Origin of the sequence: Shewanella sp. ISTPL2, assembly GCF_013283205.1 — a bacterium.
Classification (GTDB): domain Bacteria; phylum Pseudomonadota; class Gammaproteobacteria; order Enterobacterales; family Shewanellaceae; genus Shewanella; species Shewanella oncorhynchi.
The window spans coordinates 546686-564714 of record NZ_JAAPAV010000001.1 but is presented as its reverse complement, the minus strand read 5'-3'; the positions used below and the strand labels follow the sequence as shown (position 1 = coordinate 564714).

Annotated in this window: 14 protein-coding genes; 4 read left to right on the top strand and 10 right to left on the bottom strand. The window is 46.3% G+C overall.

Annotated elements, in window-relative coordinates; genetic code table 11:
* Window positions 1–102 precede the first annotated feature (102 nt).
* A complete protein-coding gene (locus tag HUB64_RS02495; protein ID WP_028760892.1) occupies window positions 103–1599 on the top strand; it encodes an aldehyde dehydrogenase in 1497 nt (498 codons plus the stop codon).
* 36 nt (window positions 1600–1635) lie between these two features.
* On the opposite strand, the gene HUB64_RS02490 is transcribed toward HUB64_RS02495, so the two are convergent.
* A protein-coding gene (locus HUB64_RS02490) for an IS3-like element ISSba5 family transposase (RefSeq protein ID WP_173244624.1) occupies window positions 1636–2813 on the bottom strand; the annotation gives its coding sequence in 2 pieces (ribosomal slippage) (window positions 1636–2555 and window positions 2555–2813; 1179 coding nt in all).
* Window positions 2814–2977: 164 nt separating this feature from the next.
* On the opposite strand from HUB64_RS02490, the gene HUB64_RS02485 reads away from it, so the two are divergent.
* Together HUB64_RS02485 and HUB64_RS02480 are read left to right on the top strand one after the other, a co-directional pair.
* Window positions 2978–3259 (top strand): hypothetical protein, encoded by a 282-nt coding sequence (locus HUB64_RS02485; protein WP_173496289.1) that lies wholly within the window; start codon window positions 2978–2980, stop codon window positions 3257–3259.
* A gap of 112 nt (window positions 3260–3371) precedes the next feature.
* Window positions 3372–4415 (top strand): transposase, encoded by a 1044-nt coding sequence (locus HUB64_RS02480; protein WP_173496288.1) that lies wholly within the window; start codon window positions 3372–3374, stop codon window positions 4413–4415.
* 363 nt (window positions 4416–4778) lie between these two features.
* Here the strand turns inward: HUB64_RS02480 and HUB64_RS02475 are convergent, their stop codons facing one another.
* Both HUB64_RS02475 and HUB64_RS02470 read right to left on the bottom strand, forming a co-directional pair.
* The gene (locus tag HUB64_RS02475) at window positions 4779–5126 is read right to left on the bottom strand and encodes a BON domain-containing protein (RefSeq protein ID WP_105250242.1); all 348 of its coding nucleotides are present in this window, start codon (window positions 5124–5126) and stop codon (window positions 4779–4781) included.
* 218 nt (window positions 5127–5344) lie between these two features.
* Window positions 5345–5914, bottom strand: a complete 570-nt coding sequence (locus tag HUB64_RS02470) for a hypothetical protein (protein WP_173496287.1) — start codon at window positions 5912–5914, stop codon at window positions 5345–5347.
* Between the two features lie 397 nt (window positions 5915–6311).
* On the opposite strand from HUB64_RS02470, the gene HUB64_RS02465 reads away from it, so the two are divergent.
* Window positions 6312–6803, top strand: coding sequence for a TIGR00645 family protein (locus HUB64_RS02465; protein WP_105250244.1), 492 nt, complete (start codon window positions 6312–6314; stop codon window positions 6801–6803).
* Window positions 6804–6917: 114 nt separating this feature from the next.
* On the opposite strand, the gene HUB64_RS02460 is transcribed toward HUB64_RS02465, so the two are convergent.
* The 7 genes from HUB64_RS02460 to HUB64_RS02430 all read right to left on the bottom strand — a co-directional run bounded on the left by HUB64_RS02460 (window position 6918) and on the right by HUB64_RS02430 (window position 18019).
* Entirely contained in the window at window positions 6918–8162 is a 1245-nt protein-coding gene (locus tag HUB64_RS02460) for a dicarboxylate/amino acid:cation symporter (protein WP_173496286.1), read from the bottom strand.
* Between the two features lie 401 nt (window positions 8163–8563).
* A complete protein-coding gene (locus HUB64_RS02455; protein WP_173496285.1) occupies window positions 8564–9436 on the bottom strand; it encodes a Wadjet anti-phage system protein JetD domain-containing protein in 873 nt (290 codons plus the stop codon).
* A complete protein-coding gene (locus HUB64_RS02450) occupies window positions 9424–10644 on the bottom strand; it encodes a phosphoenolpyruvate carboxylase (RefSeq protein ID WP_173496284.1) in 1221 nt (406 codons plus the stop codon). The genes HUB64_RS02455 and HUB64_RS02450 overlap by 13 nt, the downstream gene beginning before the upstream one ends.
* A 48-nt stretch (window positions 10645–10692) precedes the next feature.
* Window positions 10693–11346, bottom strand: coding sequence for a hypothetical protein (locus HUB64_RS02445; protein ID WP_006080105.1), 654 nt, complete (start codon window positions 11344–11346; stop codon window positions 10693–10695).
* Entirely contained in the window at window positions 11346–15020 is a 3675-nt protein-coding gene (locus HUB64_RS02440; protein WP_173496283.1) for an ATP-binding protein, read from the bottom strand. Before HUB64_RS02440 ends, HUB64_RS02445 begins: the two co-directional genes overlap by 1 nt.
* 369 nt (window positions 15021–15389) lie before the next feature.
* Window positions 15390–16001, bottom strand: coding sequence for a response regulator transcription factor (locus HUB64_RS02435; protein WP_011790753.1), 612 nt, complete (start codon window positions 15999–16001; stop codon window positions 15390–15392).
* Entirely contained in the window at window positions 16001–18019 is a 2019-nt protein-coding gene (locus HUB64_RS02430) for a sensor histidine kinase (protein WP_173496282.1), read from the bottom strand. Before HUB64_RS02430 ends, HUB64_RS02435 begins: the two co-directional genes overlap by 1 nt.
* Window positions 18020–18029 lie beyond the last annotated feature (10 nt).

The following is an 18029-nucleotide window of genomic DNA, read 5'->3' as shown; positions in this document are numbered from 1 at the left end:
GACTGTGATGATGTTTAGCATTTGCGTTAAAGTCGTCACAGACCACTATTTTCTTGTCGATGAACGATAAACCACACCTATACGAATTATTAAGAGGTCATCATGAGCACACCGAAGAAACGTAGCGAATGGGAAAGTCTGGCTGCCAGCCTGTCTATTAATGGTAAGGCGTTTATCAATGGCGAATACCAAGATGCCGTTTCGGGTAACACCTTTGATTGTATTAGTCCTATTGATGGTCGCTTGTTGGTAAAAGTGGCGAGTTGCGATCTTGCAGATGCTAATCTTGCGGTTGCTAATGGCCGCAGTGTATTCGAGTCTGGTGTTTGGTCGCAGCAATCTCCGGTAAAGCGCAAACAAGTGATGATACGTTTCGCCGAGTTACTGGAAGAAAATGCCAATGAACTCGCGCTGTTAGAAACCCTCGACATGGGTAAACCAATTCGTTTCTCCAAGGCTGTGGATGTGGCGGGGGCTGCCCGTGCGATTCGCTGGTCTGGCGAAGCGATTGATAAAATTTACGATGAACTCGCGCCAACGGCTCACAATGAAATTGGCATGATCACCCGTGAGCCTGTGGGGGTTGTGGCCGCGATTGTTCCGTGGAACTTCCCAATGCTGATGGCGTGTTGGAAGCTCGGGCCCGCGCTGGCCACGGGTAATAGTGTAGTGTTAAAACCCTCTGAAAAATCACCCTTAACGGCTATCCGCATGGCGCAACTCGCCATTGAAGCTGGGATCCCACAAGGCGTATTAAACGTGTTGCCAGGATTTGGTCATACCGTAGGTAAAGCCTTAGCGTTGCATATGGATGTGGATACGTTGGTGTTCACAGGTTCCACCAAAATTGCTAAACAATTAATGATTTACGCTGGTGAGTCGAACATGAAACGCGTGTGGTTAGAGGCGGGAGGCAAGAGCCCCAATATCGTCTTTAATGACGCGCCAGATCTGAAAGCTGCCGCTGTTGCTGCGGCCGAAGCCATTGCCTTCAATCAAGGTGAAGTTTGTACCGCAGGTTCGCGTTTGCTGGTGGAATCTGGGGTGAAAGATGAGCTTATCGCGCTTATTGCTGAGGAGTTAGCATCATGGCATCCGGGGCATCCACTCGATCCCGCCACTGTAAGCGGCGCCGTTGTCGATAAACAACAGTTAGACACAGTACTCAGTTACATCAAAGCGGGTAAAGACGAAGGTGCGACCTTAGTCCACGGTGGCTGCCAAGTTATGGCCGACACGGGCGGTGTATATGTGCAGCCAACGGTATTTTCTAACGTAAACAACCAAATGAAAATTGCCAGCGAAGAAATCTTTGGCCCTGTGTTATCTGTTATTGAATTTAATGGCATGGAAGAGGCGATATCGATAGCCAACGATACTATTTACGGTTTAGCCGCTGGCGTGTGGACATCGGATATCAGCAAGGCCCATAAAACCGCTAAAGCCCTGCGCTCTGGCATGGTGTGGATCAACCATTATGATGGCGGCGATATGACAGCGCCATTCGGTGGCTATAAACAGTCAGGTAATGGCCGAGATAAATCTCTGCACTCCTTCGACAAATACACAGAATTGAAAGCGACTTGGATCGTGCTATAACCGCTCTTTTTTTGTCTATATAAGAGGATGTAGTGGTCAAGTAAAATTGGCCACGGTTTTAGAGTCATTCCAATATAAACGTTCTGACTCATTTGGCGTTAACCCACCATTATATTGATGGGGTCTGGTCTCACTGTAATATCCAGTGATGTAATTTGTGATCTCTTTATCTGCTTCTGTAAAATTCCCATAACCACTGGCAGGTATCCACTCAGATTTCAAACTTCTAAAGAAACGCTCCATTGGTGCGTTATCCCAACAATTCCCGCGGCGACTCATACTTTGCTCAATCTGAAGACGCCATATTAATTGTCTGAATTTCAAGCTTGTGTAATGCGAACCTTGATCGCTGTGATATATCACATTCTCAGGCTTACCCCTTAACTCAAATGCCATTTTCAAAGCTTTACAGGTCAGCGCACTATCTGGTGATAATGACAAAGCCCATCCAACAGGTTTGCGGGAAAATAAGTCTAAAACAACGGCTAGATAGGCCCAGCGATTACCGACCCAAACATACGTCACGTCGCCACACCACACTTGATCTGGTTGAGTTACTGCAAACTGTCGATTAAGCGTATTGGGGATTGCAACATGCTCTTGTGTCGCTTTCCTATAAGAATGCTTAGGCTGCTGACAGCTTAATAACCCAAGTTTTTTCATTAGATTACGGGCTCGATAACGACTGAGACCAATCCCTTTGTTAGTCACTAATTGCGCTATCGTTCGCGCACCGGCAGAGCCATGACTAATACGATGTGCGGCCTTCACTTCACTGCATAAAATAGTAAAGTCTGTATCAATATGTTCTTTTCTTTTTAGCCAATACTTATAGCTACTTCGATGCACTTTGAATGCATTACAAATTGTGAGAATAGAGTGGCTCTGCTTGAGTGCGCTGATTAGCGTAAATTGTTCATCGAGTCTGACATCAAGAGAGCGGTAGCCTTTTTTAGGATAAGATTGTGCTCCTCAAGACGAGCTATTTGCTTCTTCAGCTCACGGATTTCAATTTGTTCAGGGGTAATCGGAGATGCTTTTGGTGTGCCACCCTGGCGTTCTAGTTTTAACTGTCTCACCCATTTATCCATAGTGGACTTACCTACGTTCATCGCCTTTGCAGCTTCGATGATGCTATGGTTTTTATCGAGGACTAATTGGGCTGCTTCAAGTTTGAATTCAGCACTAAATGTTTTTCTGGTTGTCGATCTCATGTTTTCACCTAAAGTCATCTACGAGGTAATAATATCACCTCTATTTAGGTGGCCAAAATTAGTGTGCCACTACATATAAACTCCTTGAAATCGAAGATGAAAGTCATAAAAAAACGCTTAAAGATAGGTATTCCAAAAAACCACGATTATTAAGCAGACTTTATTTGGATATAGGTTTATTTAAAGGTCAGAAAATATACTATAAAAACATTTACGAACAAGATTACTTCAGTATTTATAAAACTGAGAAGCATAATATTTACTTGAAAGCGTTCGTTGATGAAGTACTAGAGAATTTAACCGTTTATCCTATTAAAGAGACATCAGAAATTGTTAGTCACTTTCAAAATAGAAATTACAAGTCGATGGAGTTGTTTGTAGTGCTATTGGCAGCTATTTCAGGAGGAGCTATTGGTGCAGCAATTACCGTTCTCTTCGGAAGCTAGATCTAACGGGCAAAAGCGGGGACAAAAGCGGGGACAGCCACATCTTTTTGTATTTTCTTACTCTCTAAACTAAGCTTTAAATTATCCTGATTTTGTCTTAGTGGAGTTTGTGATGACCTCGGCCAGAAGACAGTTAATTGATGCCAATACGACGCCTTTCTACCATGTGATAAATCGCTGTGTGAGAAGGGCTTTTTTGTGTGGAGAGGATAAGCTCACTGGTCGTAGTTATGAGCATAGACGTTGCTGGATTATAGATAAAATCAAAGCGTTATCGTCGATTTTTTGTATTGATATTTGCGCTTATGCTGTGATGAATAACCACTATCATTTAGTGCTTAAAATTGATGTAGAGAAGGCGAAATCTTTAGCGAAAAAAGACATTATCAGTCGCTGGTGCCAAATCACTAAAGGTCATGCTGTCGCGGCTAAGTATATGAATGATGAAACCTTAGTCGATGGTGAAGTCATGTTACTTGATGGCTTACTTGCAGAGTGGCATGAACGATTAAGTAGTATTAGCTGGTTTATGCGCTGTTTAAATGAAGAAATTGCCCGTAAGGCGAATCGTGAGGATGAGTGTAAAGGTGCGTTTTGGGAGGGTCGTTTTAAGTCACAAGCGTTATTGGATGAGCAAGCATTACTGGCTTGTATGATGTATGTGGACTTAAACCCTATTCGAGCAGGAATTGCCAACTCCTTGCAATCCTCTGATTTTACATCGATTCAAGAAAGGATTAACTCACTTAATTTGTCCACTAGTACGTTAACGATCCCGAATCAACAAGCTAAACCCTCCGGTAATAATCAAACAATGCACAAATCCCTTGTCAAATTTGAGGGTGCTACACACCTTAATGTGCAAACGGGTATTCCGTTTCAATTTGCTGATTATCTTGAACTTATCGATTGGACAGGCCGAACCATTCGCCATGATAAAAAAGGTTATCTCGATAATCGGCGACCAAAACTGCTTAATGAATTAGGGATTGCATCCGATGCTTGGTTGACTTCAGCTAAAGAGTTTCGTCGTCAATACAGTGGCATAAGCGGTCGTTGGGATGCCATGTGTGATTTTAAGAAGCGGCATCAAAGTGGAAAATGGTGTAAGGGTAAAGCTTACAGTGAGGCAATTCATCCAATGGCTAAGTTGTAAGCATGTAATGTCGATTAAAGGTGCTTAGTGTTCATACCGAAAATGATACACACATAATTTCTTTAAAATGAACCGCCAACTCCTAAGCTCCAGAAATACACCAATCCCCTACAAGTTACTGAAGTGCATTGAAGACAACTTATTAAAAAGATAGCTTGAATATCGTGAAGTGTACGGATGCACATGAGAGAGCGCGGCAAGATTCACATATTTTATAAATCAAGAAGGCCAACGCCCCGCAGCATGGTTGGCGGGGATTGGTATTTTGTGGCATAAGCGGTGAATTAAAGCCAGATAAGAGCTGCCACTCCTGTTTGTCGTCTGTCGATTGAATACATCAAACAGGCGGCTTTACTGACATTGCTATTTTACTTCCAACCGATTATTTACCGAGTGCACACCAGAGGTTGCTGCCGTCACCCGTTCAGCTTGGTCTTTCTGAGCTTGGCTATTTACATTGCCGGAAATGGTGACATCGCCCTTGCGGGTTTCTATCTGAATATCTAAATTTTGTAGCTGCTGATCAGCGATCAACGCAGTATTAACTGCTGTGGCAATTTTAATATCATCACCAGTACCATCCTCGGTTGTTACAGTTAAGTCTGGTGTACCTGTTTGAGTATTCACATTGCCACTATCACAACCGTTAAGCAGCAAACTACCAACGAGTACAACACCAGCGGTAACGAACGTAAGTTTCATGGTTTGCATTATAAGCTCCTTCACACTGCAAAAAGTGCAGGGTAATAACCATAATGCAATAACACCAGTTTGAGCTCTGTGCGCTGGCAGACATACAAATCGATCTAGGGCGAGATCACCTTGTTAGACTCTTGATTAAGCGTCAGGGCTGAAGCCCCACGACTTTGATGCACCTCGGCCATTAGGCCGCAAAGCCAAAATCTACACAATAACCCAAAAATAACCCACTAATTGCTAGCACACAGATTTTGCTGAATCTTCCAACGGCGCTGCATCACGGGAATTGAAAAAACATAACAAAACACCACGATTAGAGGCTGAATTTGAAAGCTCAGCTCGGGCCAGAGCATGAAAGCTGCCACACAGGCTAAGGTGCGCACTATCGCATGCACTATGGCCACCTTTTGCGCTGCTAAAACACCGTGGACTAACCACATTAAACCTGTTTGCACCGCAAGGGCGAAAGGCAAAGCCAGATAATTTTCCATAAAAAAGGGAATACTGATGCTAAAGGTTAAAAAACTCATCCCCATCGCAGCGAGAAACACAGTCTCAAACCAATTACGCTCAGCGCTTTTCTTAAACGAGATATTCTCGCCTGTCAGCCGCGAAATACCCATGGCAAGGTAGATAATAGAACCAGTACCGATAAAGACCGCCATCACCAACTGCGAAGGAGGTAATACAAGGCTCAATACAAACAGTAGGATCCACACAATCATGCCAGATAAGGGCATAGCTAAAGCACGTTGTTGACGGTATTCGATTAATTGTTGGTCCAGTGATTTATGTTGCATGATTAAGCCTCCTTGTTTAGATGACTTAAGTATCTGCGTAAAATGTCCATCACGGCAGTGTGAGTTGTCAGCAATCTAGGATGACAAATGTCACTTCCTTCATCAAAGCCCTAAAATGCCAAGAAAAATGATCATCCATGGCTGAATTTGCTTGGTATTAGGTTGAAAAAAGCGACGATCAGACATATCAAAGGCAGTGCAAATTAAACGATGTGGCGCTACTAACACCTAACATAGGGTTTAAATAACCACAGAGGTTACAAAAAAAACACAATAACAGCATATAACTCACGCCATTGTGATTGGGTAATAGCGCGCATAAAGTGCATTATGTTACTGTTTTAGTCATTAGTGACTCGATTTTTTACCGCATTTTAGATAAAGGGTTTAATGGATTATGGAACAAATATTTGAAAAATTAATGTATGCATCGCGCTGGATTATGGCGCCAATTTATTTGGGACTCAGCTTTGTTTTATTGGGCTTAGGCATTAAATTCTTCCAAGAGATCTTCCATATTCTGCCGATCATTTTTGAGATGACTGAAGTGGATTTAGTGCTGGTGACCCTGTCCTTGATTGATATCACCCTCGTGGGCGGCCTGATTGTGATGGTGATGTTTTCTGGCTACGAGAATTTTGTCTCGCAGCTGGATGTAGGCGAAGACAGTGAGAAGCTAAGTTGGCTGGGTAAATTAGATTCAGGCTCACTGAAAAACAAAGTGGCGGCGTCGATTGTGGCGATTTCGTCTATTCACCTACTGAAAATCTTTATGGATGTGAAGAATATCGATAACGACAAAATCATGTGGTATCTGTTAATACACATCACCTTTGTATTATCAGCCTTTGCCATGGGCTATCTGGATAAAATTACTCGCACTAAGTAATGGGCAAACATAGTTGATGCTAACCTATCAACGCATCAATACCAGCATAGTGAATATAAAAAAAGCCACTGTTTTCAGTGGCTTTTTTTTTATAGAATACGACTTAATGGCACATTAACTCTTCGCTGACTCAAGCTGATGCACTTTCTCGGTTTGATCCACTATAGTCAACACCGCAGTATCACCAACCACGTTACAGGATGTCAGCACCATATCAATAATACGATCCAGCGCTGCCACTATGGCAAAGGCTTCAATCGGTAATCCCATTTGATGGATTAACACACCTATCATCACCATGCCGCCACCGGGAACACCGCCCGCACCGACAGATAATAGGAAGACACTAAATAACAGCGAAGGCAATTGCTCAGTGGTAATGGGCATGCCAAAAGCGTTGGCGACAAAGAAAATCGCAATAGTGATATAGATCGCCACACCGCCCATGTTCATGGTCGCCCCCAGCGGTACGCCAAAACCAGCAACAGCACGGTTCACGCCTAACTTGTCCGTTAAAGTACGCATGGTCACGGGAATAGTCGCATTTGAACTTGCAGTCGAGAGTGAAAACAGCACTTGCTCTTGGGTCTTCTCGCGGAAGGTTTTGGCTGAAATAGGAGTAAATACCCCCACTGCCATAGGATAAACCACAAAAATCCACAGTAGCAGCAGCGCGAGGATCAGCACCATATACTCAACCACACTCATAAACACACCTGCATCTAAGGTCGCGCCGAGTTTAAACATCAAGGCAAATACACCATAGGGCGCAAGACTCATCACCACAGAAATCAGTTTCATCATGATTTTATTGGCGGTTTGAAAACCTTGGACAGCACCCGCAACATGCTCCCCAAGGGACTTAATCACACCGCCAAGCAACAAGGCCATAAAGATCACCTGTAGCATATTGCCCGACATAAAAGCCGTCACAGGATTACGTGGGACTATGTCGATCACCAGCGCCATCAGGCTTGGCAGCTCAGTTGCTGTAATCGCTACGCCATCCGTGCTGCTCATATCTACACCTTTACCGGGTTCGAGTAGCAGCACCACTAATAATGCGGTCGCGATTGCGACGACAGTATTGATGATATAAAAACCGAAGGTCTTACCGCCCAAGCGGCCAAAACTTTTGAGATCTTGCAGCTCACAGACACCACAAACGATGCTCACAAACACGAGTGGCACCACCAGCATCATAATCATATTGACGAACATAGTACCAACGCCACCGGCAAGCTCGACTAAATTACCCGAGAAAAAACCGATATCGTTTAAGAAGTATTGCACTATTGTGCCGAAAATAAGGCCGGCAAACAGACCAATAAAGATCCGCGTCGAAAGTGATTTCATCATGCTTGTGATTTCCCCAGAAAGGTCATTTATTTGTTATTCATCTTCCATGATGAGCACAATTGCCAATCCATTTTTGGCTCAGGCGGGGATAGTGAAACATGCTAGCCGTTAATTCAATGAATAAATTTCATTTTTTCATCTTGAATTAAGTTAACACCATCACAGAAAAATAGTAATAACCTGATTTTAAACCATAAAAAATTTATAAGCACAATATTTGAGCACTAACAAAATATATTTAAACCAGTATAAATAAACAAAATAAACACCAAATAACATCAAATTGAACATATAATAAACAACAGCCAGATAAAACCCAGACTTAATAACTGAATTTAAATTTATAACAGTATTTAAAACCAGTTAATTATTATAAAGCAGAGAGATGAAAGGGATGACAGCTAAATATATGGCACTAACACTAGTTCAAGTCCGCGAGCCAGCAGGTGTTGCTGTTTGATACTAATACGGTGTTGATTTAGCCAAACGGCTAATTTTTGCCAATGCTTTAACTCGGCATTTTGCAAATATTTAGCCTGTTTCGCTTGCTTGTCGAAATCATCAGTAGAATTAATTTGTGCTATTGCCAATAACTCAGCAGGTGCTGTCAGCGCAAGTTGTGGCACAAGGCAATGGGTCACACCCATTAAGGTATGGGCGATTTGTAGCCCTGCGGGATCTAAGTCGGTAAAGGCAATGATCGGTAATTTATCTGCCATCGCTTGCAAAAAATGCCGCACGCCAATCGGGGAATGATGACCGCTACCTCGGTAGATAACCATCACATGAGTTAAATTCTGTGGCAAACGCGCTTGATGGATAACATCAAATACATCTAAGTTTTCAATCACTAGGATGGCTGCGACATTGAGTTCATGGCAATGCTTTTGTGCTTCATCCAAAGGAATACGCAGTGATGTGCGAGTTGAAATCCCAGTTGGTGAAGATTCTAAACCTAGGTACTTCATCAAAACGTATTCGGCTTCAGGACGGATCTTAGCGAGCTTTTCATCGTGACTTTTGGCAGACATAGTCATGCGATCGACATTAAAATCAAGCTGCCTTAAATCAAGCCCCATTAACGCCAACACGCTTTGCCTTAGCAGTTCAAAATCTTTGGGCGCAAAACACAAATACTTTTCAGACTCGTCTAACTCACCCACTTCTAACTCGCGGTAAATAGCGCGCCAGTTAGCCGTGAGCTTAACCTTGGGAGAACGCTTAATAAAAGCGTTCTCCAACAGTTGTAATTGTTGCTGGCCTAGGCGAGCCATAACTCAACATCGCGAATAATAAAGTTGCCGCTATAGATGGTATGCGGTTCACCCAATGGCTCAAGCTCAAAATACGCTTTGTGTTCATCGGGCAGACCTTCGTAGCCACCAATCACTTGATAAATCCAGCTTTCGGCGTCCCAAGGCAGCGCTTTATCCGCCAGATATTCCAGCGCCGATTGACGCAGGCCAGACTCAATCACATCGACGAAATACTCATCCACCGCTTGTTTGAGCGGATTATCCGGCACATCGAAGTCTTCACTTTGGGTGATAGAAACGGACACATTATGCTCACGCACCGCCGCAATCACAGGATGACGGCTGATGGCTTTAATGTGCGCGACTATCCCCATCAACTCCAGCTCTTGGCTGGCGTTGTGCACGTCCACCGAAGCAGGGGCGAGCAAGATTTCGGCGCGATTGAATAGACTCGGGATTTCCTTGTGGGACACATGGTCCGCAGGCCGATAATCCGGATGCAAGTCTGTGTAGAGCAACCAGCCCTTGAGCAAACGGGTACGCCCACGGATTTGCCTAAAACGGCCTAAGAGTTCGAGTAAACGTCCCTGCACTACGCTCAGTTCCTGGGCGCAGTCGCTCATGGTTTCCTGCAAAGTCGTCACTAAGAGCTTGCGCAGTTCACGGATATCGCCAGCAATTTCGCCTAGCTCACTAAACTGGAACATCTCTAAGCCATTAAGCAATTCAGACACTTGGCTTTGGGCTAATTCGTTTTCGCGGATCTTAGCGTTGATCGTACCTACGTAACCAAACTCGTTATTAATGCGGCCCCAGAGCACACGGATCGAATATCGCAGACTGTCGGCGAAACTATAAACATGTTCGCTTAAATCTGATAAATAGGCCTCGGCGGCGCTGTAATCTGAGCTATGACGCGCCTCTTTATAATGATCGGCCAAGGTTTTAATCGTGGCTAAGGCCGAACCGACATTAGAGTCGATTTGACGATTGCGCTCATCACTTAAACCTTCTTCGAGTAAGGCACGCACAGAACGCTTAAGCCGCAGTTCCTGATCTGGCTCTGGCCGCCATAAAATCCCTGCCTGTTTAAGCTTTTCAACCACGCTTGGATCGTGCGCATCCTCGTTAAGAGAGCCCGCCAAATAGGTGTCCATAATGATGTCAGCATGGCGACCTAACTGCTTGAGCAGCTTAACCCCCGCCTGATGTAAGTTACTGCTCATCACGGCCTCCTTGGTCGCAGCTTTTACCTAGGTTTAATCGTGCCAACATTAGATTAAGTCCCGCTGGGTCGCCGTTTCCGCCTGCGCTTCTAGGCTTAAACCTTCGGTTTCATCGATAAAACGAATAACTTCATACAGATAATCCAGCTTGCCCGTGGCGATATAAATTTGCTTCTCCGCATTGGGTCGTACTAAATAGCCGAGTTCGACTAAGCGTTTGAAGACTAATTTGATTTGCGCATCGCTGTTGGTACTAGTCGAGCCAAATAGACGATATTGGCTGAGTTTGGCTAACTGCTCACGGAACGCTGGCGTGTCTTCGATACGGCTTTGCAGCTCGGTCAAACGCACGGGCGCACCTTCGCTCAGCGGCGCATCTTGGCCACTGGCTTCTTGCACTAATACCAACCATTCCACCAGCGGGATCAATGCCTGACAGATATCTTTAAACTGCGATGAAATCACTTTACGTTCGCTATCGCCGAGCTGCAAATAACCGCAGAAGAACACATCACCTTCGGCGGCAGACGCCACGGTACGGTTGATCTGGTTTAAGTAGGCTTCAACCCGCTCGCGGGTGCTGCTATTTTTAAGGGCGCGCCAGCCTTCTTCATTGGTGGTGCGACAAATAAACTCGCCCTTGAGTAACAGCTCAATCAAAGCGCCAGTGCCAACTAATACGGTTTGGGTTGCATCACTCATTAGATGGCCTCCTTCGACAAACGCTTATTCAACATGTCGGCAATTGGGTTGACCTTAGGCTTCACCACCTGCAACTTCTTAGTTTGTTTGTTGATAATGTAACGGTTGGCGAACAAGTTCAGCACCTCAGACTCAGGGTTCGGGAAGGCGCCCAGCACACAAATATTATTGTTTTCGCAGGCGTCGAAAATCTTCTTCACGTTGGTATGGTGCAAAGTGCCCAACTCATCAATTGGCCAGTGAATGGTCACATCGGCGCGTCCACGCAGCAAACGCGTGAATGCCAACAAGAACTTACACAAAATCAGATACGCCATACCGTGACTTGAGGATTCGTTAAGCTGTCTGTCGGTGCGAATAATTAAGTCGCTGTTACCTTCTTTGAGGCGCAGCTCGATTTCCAGCAACTTAGAGATGCCCCCCGTTAATGCGGCGCGGCCGATAATGTCTAAGGCGCGGCGCATGCTGTTGGTGTAATCCTCATCGGGCAAGCCATTAAAGCCATCGGCTTTCCAATGCTTAAAGGCTTTGACGAACTGTTCAAGCTCAGGCCAGAACTCTAACTCACTGATGCGCGAACGAATACGTACAGCCGATTCAGACACGCCATCGAGGAATAACTCTTCGCCCACTTCGCGGGTAATACGCGCACTTTGGGAGGCAATGCGGCGGTCGATATCGGCTAACACATCGTAGAAGGCGGTTAAGTCGACACCAAAAATCCGCCCCTGCTCACGCAGCGCGGTAATCGATTGCGGCACTATCACGTTCAACAATTGCTCAAGCTGTGGCACTAACTTACGGTAATCCAGCAGGCGAATACCTTTGTCGTTGATAAAGCTCGATTCTTCGCGGGCACGCTCCCAGGTTTCAGCAAGGCCCGAACCTGACTTGCTGGCGATCACTGAGTCGAAATGCTCCACATATTGCTTCACTGAACCCATCAGGTAATCGCGTTTTAGCAACAAATCTTCACCTTGGCGCAGACGCTCGCCTAGGCTGCCTTGGGCTTCTTCGTTATTGGTCGGTAACTTAAGCTCGGCGAGTTTACGCATTACGGCACGTAACTTCGTTAAGTTTTCAGAAGCTTCAACCTGCGCCGCATCGGACGCTTTACGCTCGGTTTCAAGTTGTTGACGACGGGCCTTAACATCCTGAGTTTTCGCCTTAAGCTGTTGATCGATTTCCGATACCGCACGCTTCACATCGCTAAGCTGAGTTTGCAGTTTAGGTTTGCGCGCAAGCCAAGTGTGTTGATACCAATCGTCAAAGCGCAGTACGTCGCTGCGACGCTGTTCGGCGCGGCTGATTTTGGTTTCTAAATCACGAATTTGTTGCTTGAGTTTGAGGATATTATCCTCATCCACACCACGGGATTTAAGCTCGTTTTTGTACCAAGTCTCGCAGGCTTTCTGCTCGATTTTGGCACTTTCACGGCGCCCTTCAATGGTCGCTTTAATTTGGCCGAGTTGATTGTCGAGCGCGCCGATGACTTCCTGCCAATAGGCATTCTTTTCCATGCGCGCTTCAAGCGCTTGCTCTTTTTGATCTTCGAGCCAGAGTTCGTGCTGATGTTTAAGTTGTTTTAGCTCACCATCGAGTTGAGTCAGTCTTTGTCCCGCATGGGCTTTGCGCTCGCTCAATGCTTTGTTAATTTTCTCTTGCTCGCTGCGCTTTTCATCAAATAGGCGACGCAGATCGTCACGGCTATTTTTGTACGCCGTGCGGGCAAAGGTCAGTTCACGGCTAAGATTATCCAACTCGCCATTAATGGCCACCAGCTGAGATTCGGCCTCGGCCTGCATTTCTTGGGCACTAGTGTGGGCTTCTTCGGCTTTGCTTAACCGAATACGCAGCTCTTGTTCGGAGGCAGCATATTCAGGCACATCGATCGCTTTAAGATCTAAATGCACGCCAAAGAAAGCTTCGCTCGATTCAGTCACTAAGCTGGGATGTAAATCAGTGCGATGCAGTAGTTCAGGCGCGATCACTTTCCCTAAACTTTGCTCCCAGCCTTGGGATTCTTTACGCAGAAACTCCAATAGGGTGTGGGATTGCGGGAACAGCATGTGGTGCAGTTCATCCAGCGCAGTTTGACGCTCATTCACCCTTAAGGTGGCGATACGCAAGGCTTCGTTGGCTTGGTCACGTTTAGCTCTGAGCTTGCGCTCATCGCTGCTTAAGCGTTCGACCTTGGCATTGCAGCTTTCTTGTTCTTCGTCGGCGCGGTGAATACGTTCGTCGAAAATCGCTAGGCTTAGCTTTTCTTCTTCGGTGTAAGTCACGCCATCAACACGCAATTTAAGCTCGGCGGCAGTGAGTTTGAATTGGTATTCCTGCTCGCTAAAGCTAGCCTTGCCCGCATCCATTTGGTTGCGCCATTGCAGCTCTAGGGCGTCAATATCGGTGCGCGCCACTTCACGTTGCTTATCGCGGGCTTCACGCTGCTTGTCTTGGTCGGCATGCAGGCCTTCAAGCTCGCGGTTTAACTGCTCGCCAATCTTACTGCGACGGGCATTGTACGCCGCCTCAATGTCTTGGTGCTTCTCGGTTTGCAGCTTATGGCGTTCACTTAGGTTTTCAACATCGGTGCGCCAGTTCGGCAGCATCTCAAGATCGACCTTGGCTTGTTCTATGTTGGCATCTAAAAAAGCAGCGTGCTGATCTTCAATGGCATCGAGCTCATACTCGCACTTTGCCACATCGCCCTTAGCTGCCGATAAATCGAGATTGAGCTCATCGCGCTGCTCTTTCCATTCATCATCAAGCAATCTGAGCTTTAAATTCAGCTCTTTAGATAAGGTTTGCTGAATATCTTGGCGATCGGCTTCTAAGGTTTCATCGTTGCGATAACCACGGGATAAACTCGATAAACGCAGTTCGGCGCTGAGCAGTTGGTTAAATTCTTGCTCGAGTTTTTCAAACTCAGGGCGAATGACTTCAAAGCCTTGGATAAGTTGGCTCTCACGGATCCACGCCTCAACGCGCTGCGGGTTTAAGCGTGAGCTGGGCGGATTAACCCCGTCCTCCTCTAAAATGGCGGCGATCATGGATTTGACCGTCTCCATCTTGCCTTCTTTGGAGTGCACCGCTTTAGCGAGTTTTTCGATGTGGCGCAGGGAATGCTCACCCTCACACAGAGCAAATTGGCGTGCATAACCGCGTAGTTCGCTGCGGTTGCTGCCCGTGCTTAATAGGGTGCGATCGTTTTGAATAATGGCGCGATATTCACGGGTATTAAGCAAATTCGAAGCACCGATTCCCTCGCGCTTCATCTTAATACCTAACTCCTTCATCGAAAGGCACAAAATAGTGTCGCCATTTTGCGATTTAATATAATCGCTTAGCTCAAAACCTTTGGCGATAAAACGATAGTTAACGCCCTTACCATCACCCGCCGAGGCCAGCACGGCTTGGTACAGTAAGCCATCGGCCTTTTGATATTCGTAAATGATGTAGCTTGAATCGTGTGGCAAATACCAACGCTCGAAACTGTCGCGGGTCGAAGGCACCACGCGGCTTGGGTATTCACCATAAAAAACAGGGACTAGACGTTGTAATGTCGTTTTACCCGAGGCGTTAGTACCACAAATGTTGGTATGACCATTGAGGGCGAGTTCCACCACGCCCGGAAGGTGCGTATCAATCAGCACAATACGAATCAAGCTTGCCATTTCATTCCTTATGCAAACAGGAGAGTCTTATCTAAGCTGCAGAAGCTTCTACACAAATAAGAGAAAACAATCCAAGAGGGCCACTGACGTTAAAATCGTCACTGTAAATAAACACTTTAAAAAAGTGACTAAAAAGTGATGTTAAAAATCGTGACCTAAAAATAGTGCCCCTAAAATAAGGCAATCACAGTGTATTGGCAATTAAGCGGCGATGCACTAATGCCTTGGCTCACATCTCAGCCCATTGCTCAGCAAAAACATAACCCTATAGCTAGGCTCAAATCAAACGGCCAATGATACGACAACTTAGCCAAAATAGGCGGCTAACAAAGCGGCAATTAGCGCGATAAAAGGTAAATTCCAGCGGATTTATTCGAGACGCAGGCGTTCGGCAATCCGACTGTAGATCAGCATCATTTCCGCCAGCGATCCCACTTGCATGCCTTTCATCAAATTGGCGCGGTGGATCTCAACCGTGCGCATGGCAATACAGAGACTATCGGCGATCTCTTGGTTCTTCAGGCCTTGGGCAATCAGGTTGAGTATTTCCCGCTCCCTTGGCGTGAGCGCTTGATAAGTCTCAAGATACTGATTGTCTTGATGATGCGCCTTGGTATGTTCCAACGCTTTGACGACCGCTTCGGCTAACTTAGCGCCATCGGCGGGCTTTTGGAAAAAATCCACCGCCCCTAATTTAAGCGCATCTACCGCCATTGGCACATCGCCGTGACCCGTGAGATAAATCACCGCTAGCGGACTATTTTTTGCCACTAATTCAAGATGCAACTGCTGACCACTCAAACCCGGCATACGCACATCGACCAGCGCACAACCCGGTAGTGTTAAGTCTACGGCGGTAAAAAAGGCTTCGGCGCTATCAAAGTCGGTGATCTTAAGGCCATAACTTTCAAGCATAAAACGCAAAGAACGACGCACTGAGTCATCGTCATCGATTAAATACACAGGTAAGGCAAGACTCATTATTGTGCTCCATTGGGTTCAGGTTTACGCGGTATAGCCACCTGCGCTTGACAACCGCCACCCATAGCGCTTTCTAGGCTAAACGTACCACCATGGCTCTCGGCAATATCACGGCAAATCACTAAGCCTAAACCTAACCCCTCTGATTTAGTGGAATAAAATGCTTGCATCAGCAGACTGGTCTCTTCGGTTAACCCTGTGCCATTATCTGTGACCGTCAGCAAGAGCGTACATTCTTGATAGCGAAGATCGATATCGATCGTGGGTGTGTATGGCTTTTGCGTGATGCTCTGTTCGGTGCCACTGGATTCAAGCTCTAACCGCTGAACGCAGGCGTCAAAGGCGTTTTTCAGCAAGTTAAGCAACAACTGCTGCATGCCAACTTCATCGAGGGACTGTAAATAGGGCTCGCCGCTCACATTCACGGCAAGATTGATTTGATGTTGCTCAAACTCATAGGCGAGCAGCGGCACAGTATCATTGACCAACTCATGCAGATACAAAGGTTGTTTCGACACAGGTCGCTTCTTCAATAAATTACGTAAGCGACTGATAATATTGTCGGCGCGCGTGACTTCCTGCTGGATCAGCGCCAATACAGATTGCAACTCCTCAGGGCTCGTCCCCCGCTGTAATCGCACTTCAGCGCCATGACAATAATGGCCAATCGCCGCCAAAGGTTGATTGAGTTCATGGGAGAGACTCGCGCCAAGCTCGCCGGCGATCGCAATACGCTGTGCATGTTCCAGTAACGCACGGTTTTCATTGAGCTGGCGCTGAGTGTTAATCAACTCACGGCCACGACGACTAAAGCGGTATTCAAGCCAAAAATGATACACATTGAGTAAAACCAAAATCCCCAAAACAAGCCAAGCCCATTGTTGATGTAACTTGATCCACTGCCACGCCCTTTGCCACCATGGTGCCTGCAAAGGATGCATATCGAGATCTTTAAGCAGTTGATCGATCGCAAGCTGACTCACGGCCGTGGTCCAGCCCGCAGAATCAGCAGACTTAGCGGCGAGATGATCTTCGGGCAGCGCCAGCAAAGCTTGAGTCACACTTTTAGCCAGAGACTGGGAGGCGCGATTGGTCTTTGCCATAGACCAGTTGGGATAAAGGTGAGTCGAGACTTGGCAATTAAATCCCACCGGCGCTTGATTATCGAGCACTCGATAATGGGCGATGTTAATAAGACCTTCCGTTTGCATCTGCTCAAGCTGACACACGGGCACCACAGCCGCATCCAGTCGATTATCTTTCGCAGCATCATCACCACTTTTTTGATCATCTAACTGATACAACAAATTATCTAGCGGGAACCCCAGCGGAATAATCTCACCCACAAAGCGAGGCAAATCTATGCCCTTTAGCTGCGCTTCGTACACTAAGGTCAAGTAACCACCAAAGGCATTTTTCGATACGATCCCGAGTCGACGTCCCTTGAGATCACTTAAGGTGTGATAGGGTGAATCGGCGCGCACCACCAGCGCCGAGCCCACTTGCATTGCCGCGCCATTATTTAACGGACTGCGCAGGGTCGCCAACCAAGTGAGGGAATATTGCCGCGCCAGCAACACGGATTGCCCTGGGTTTGTGATCACAAAATCGAGCCCTTGGGTTTCAACGCCCTTAGCTAGCTCATCGAGGGTGAGAGGATGTAACCTAAAGTAACTGTTGGGAATTTGAGTTTCGAGCCACCCCATCAAAGGTTGCCAGCGGTTGATGGTCGCCTTATAACCGCGGATGGCTAACACGCCAACATCGACCACTTGATAACTGGGCTCTTCGATAGCAGCTTGAGCAACAACCTCAGGGTCAGTTAATCCCGAATGTACGCTTTGATTCAGTGGCTCCGCAGCAAACACCTTAACCGAAGCCAGCAAGCATAGGAATAACACTGCGTTCCTTGGCTTTTTTCTCGGTATTGCCACGGAATGTGGAGTGCTCAGAATCGATAACGGCCACTTGACCGATACAGCTAAGCGAAACACCGTTTTCATCATCCTCAATAACATGAAGTGTAAT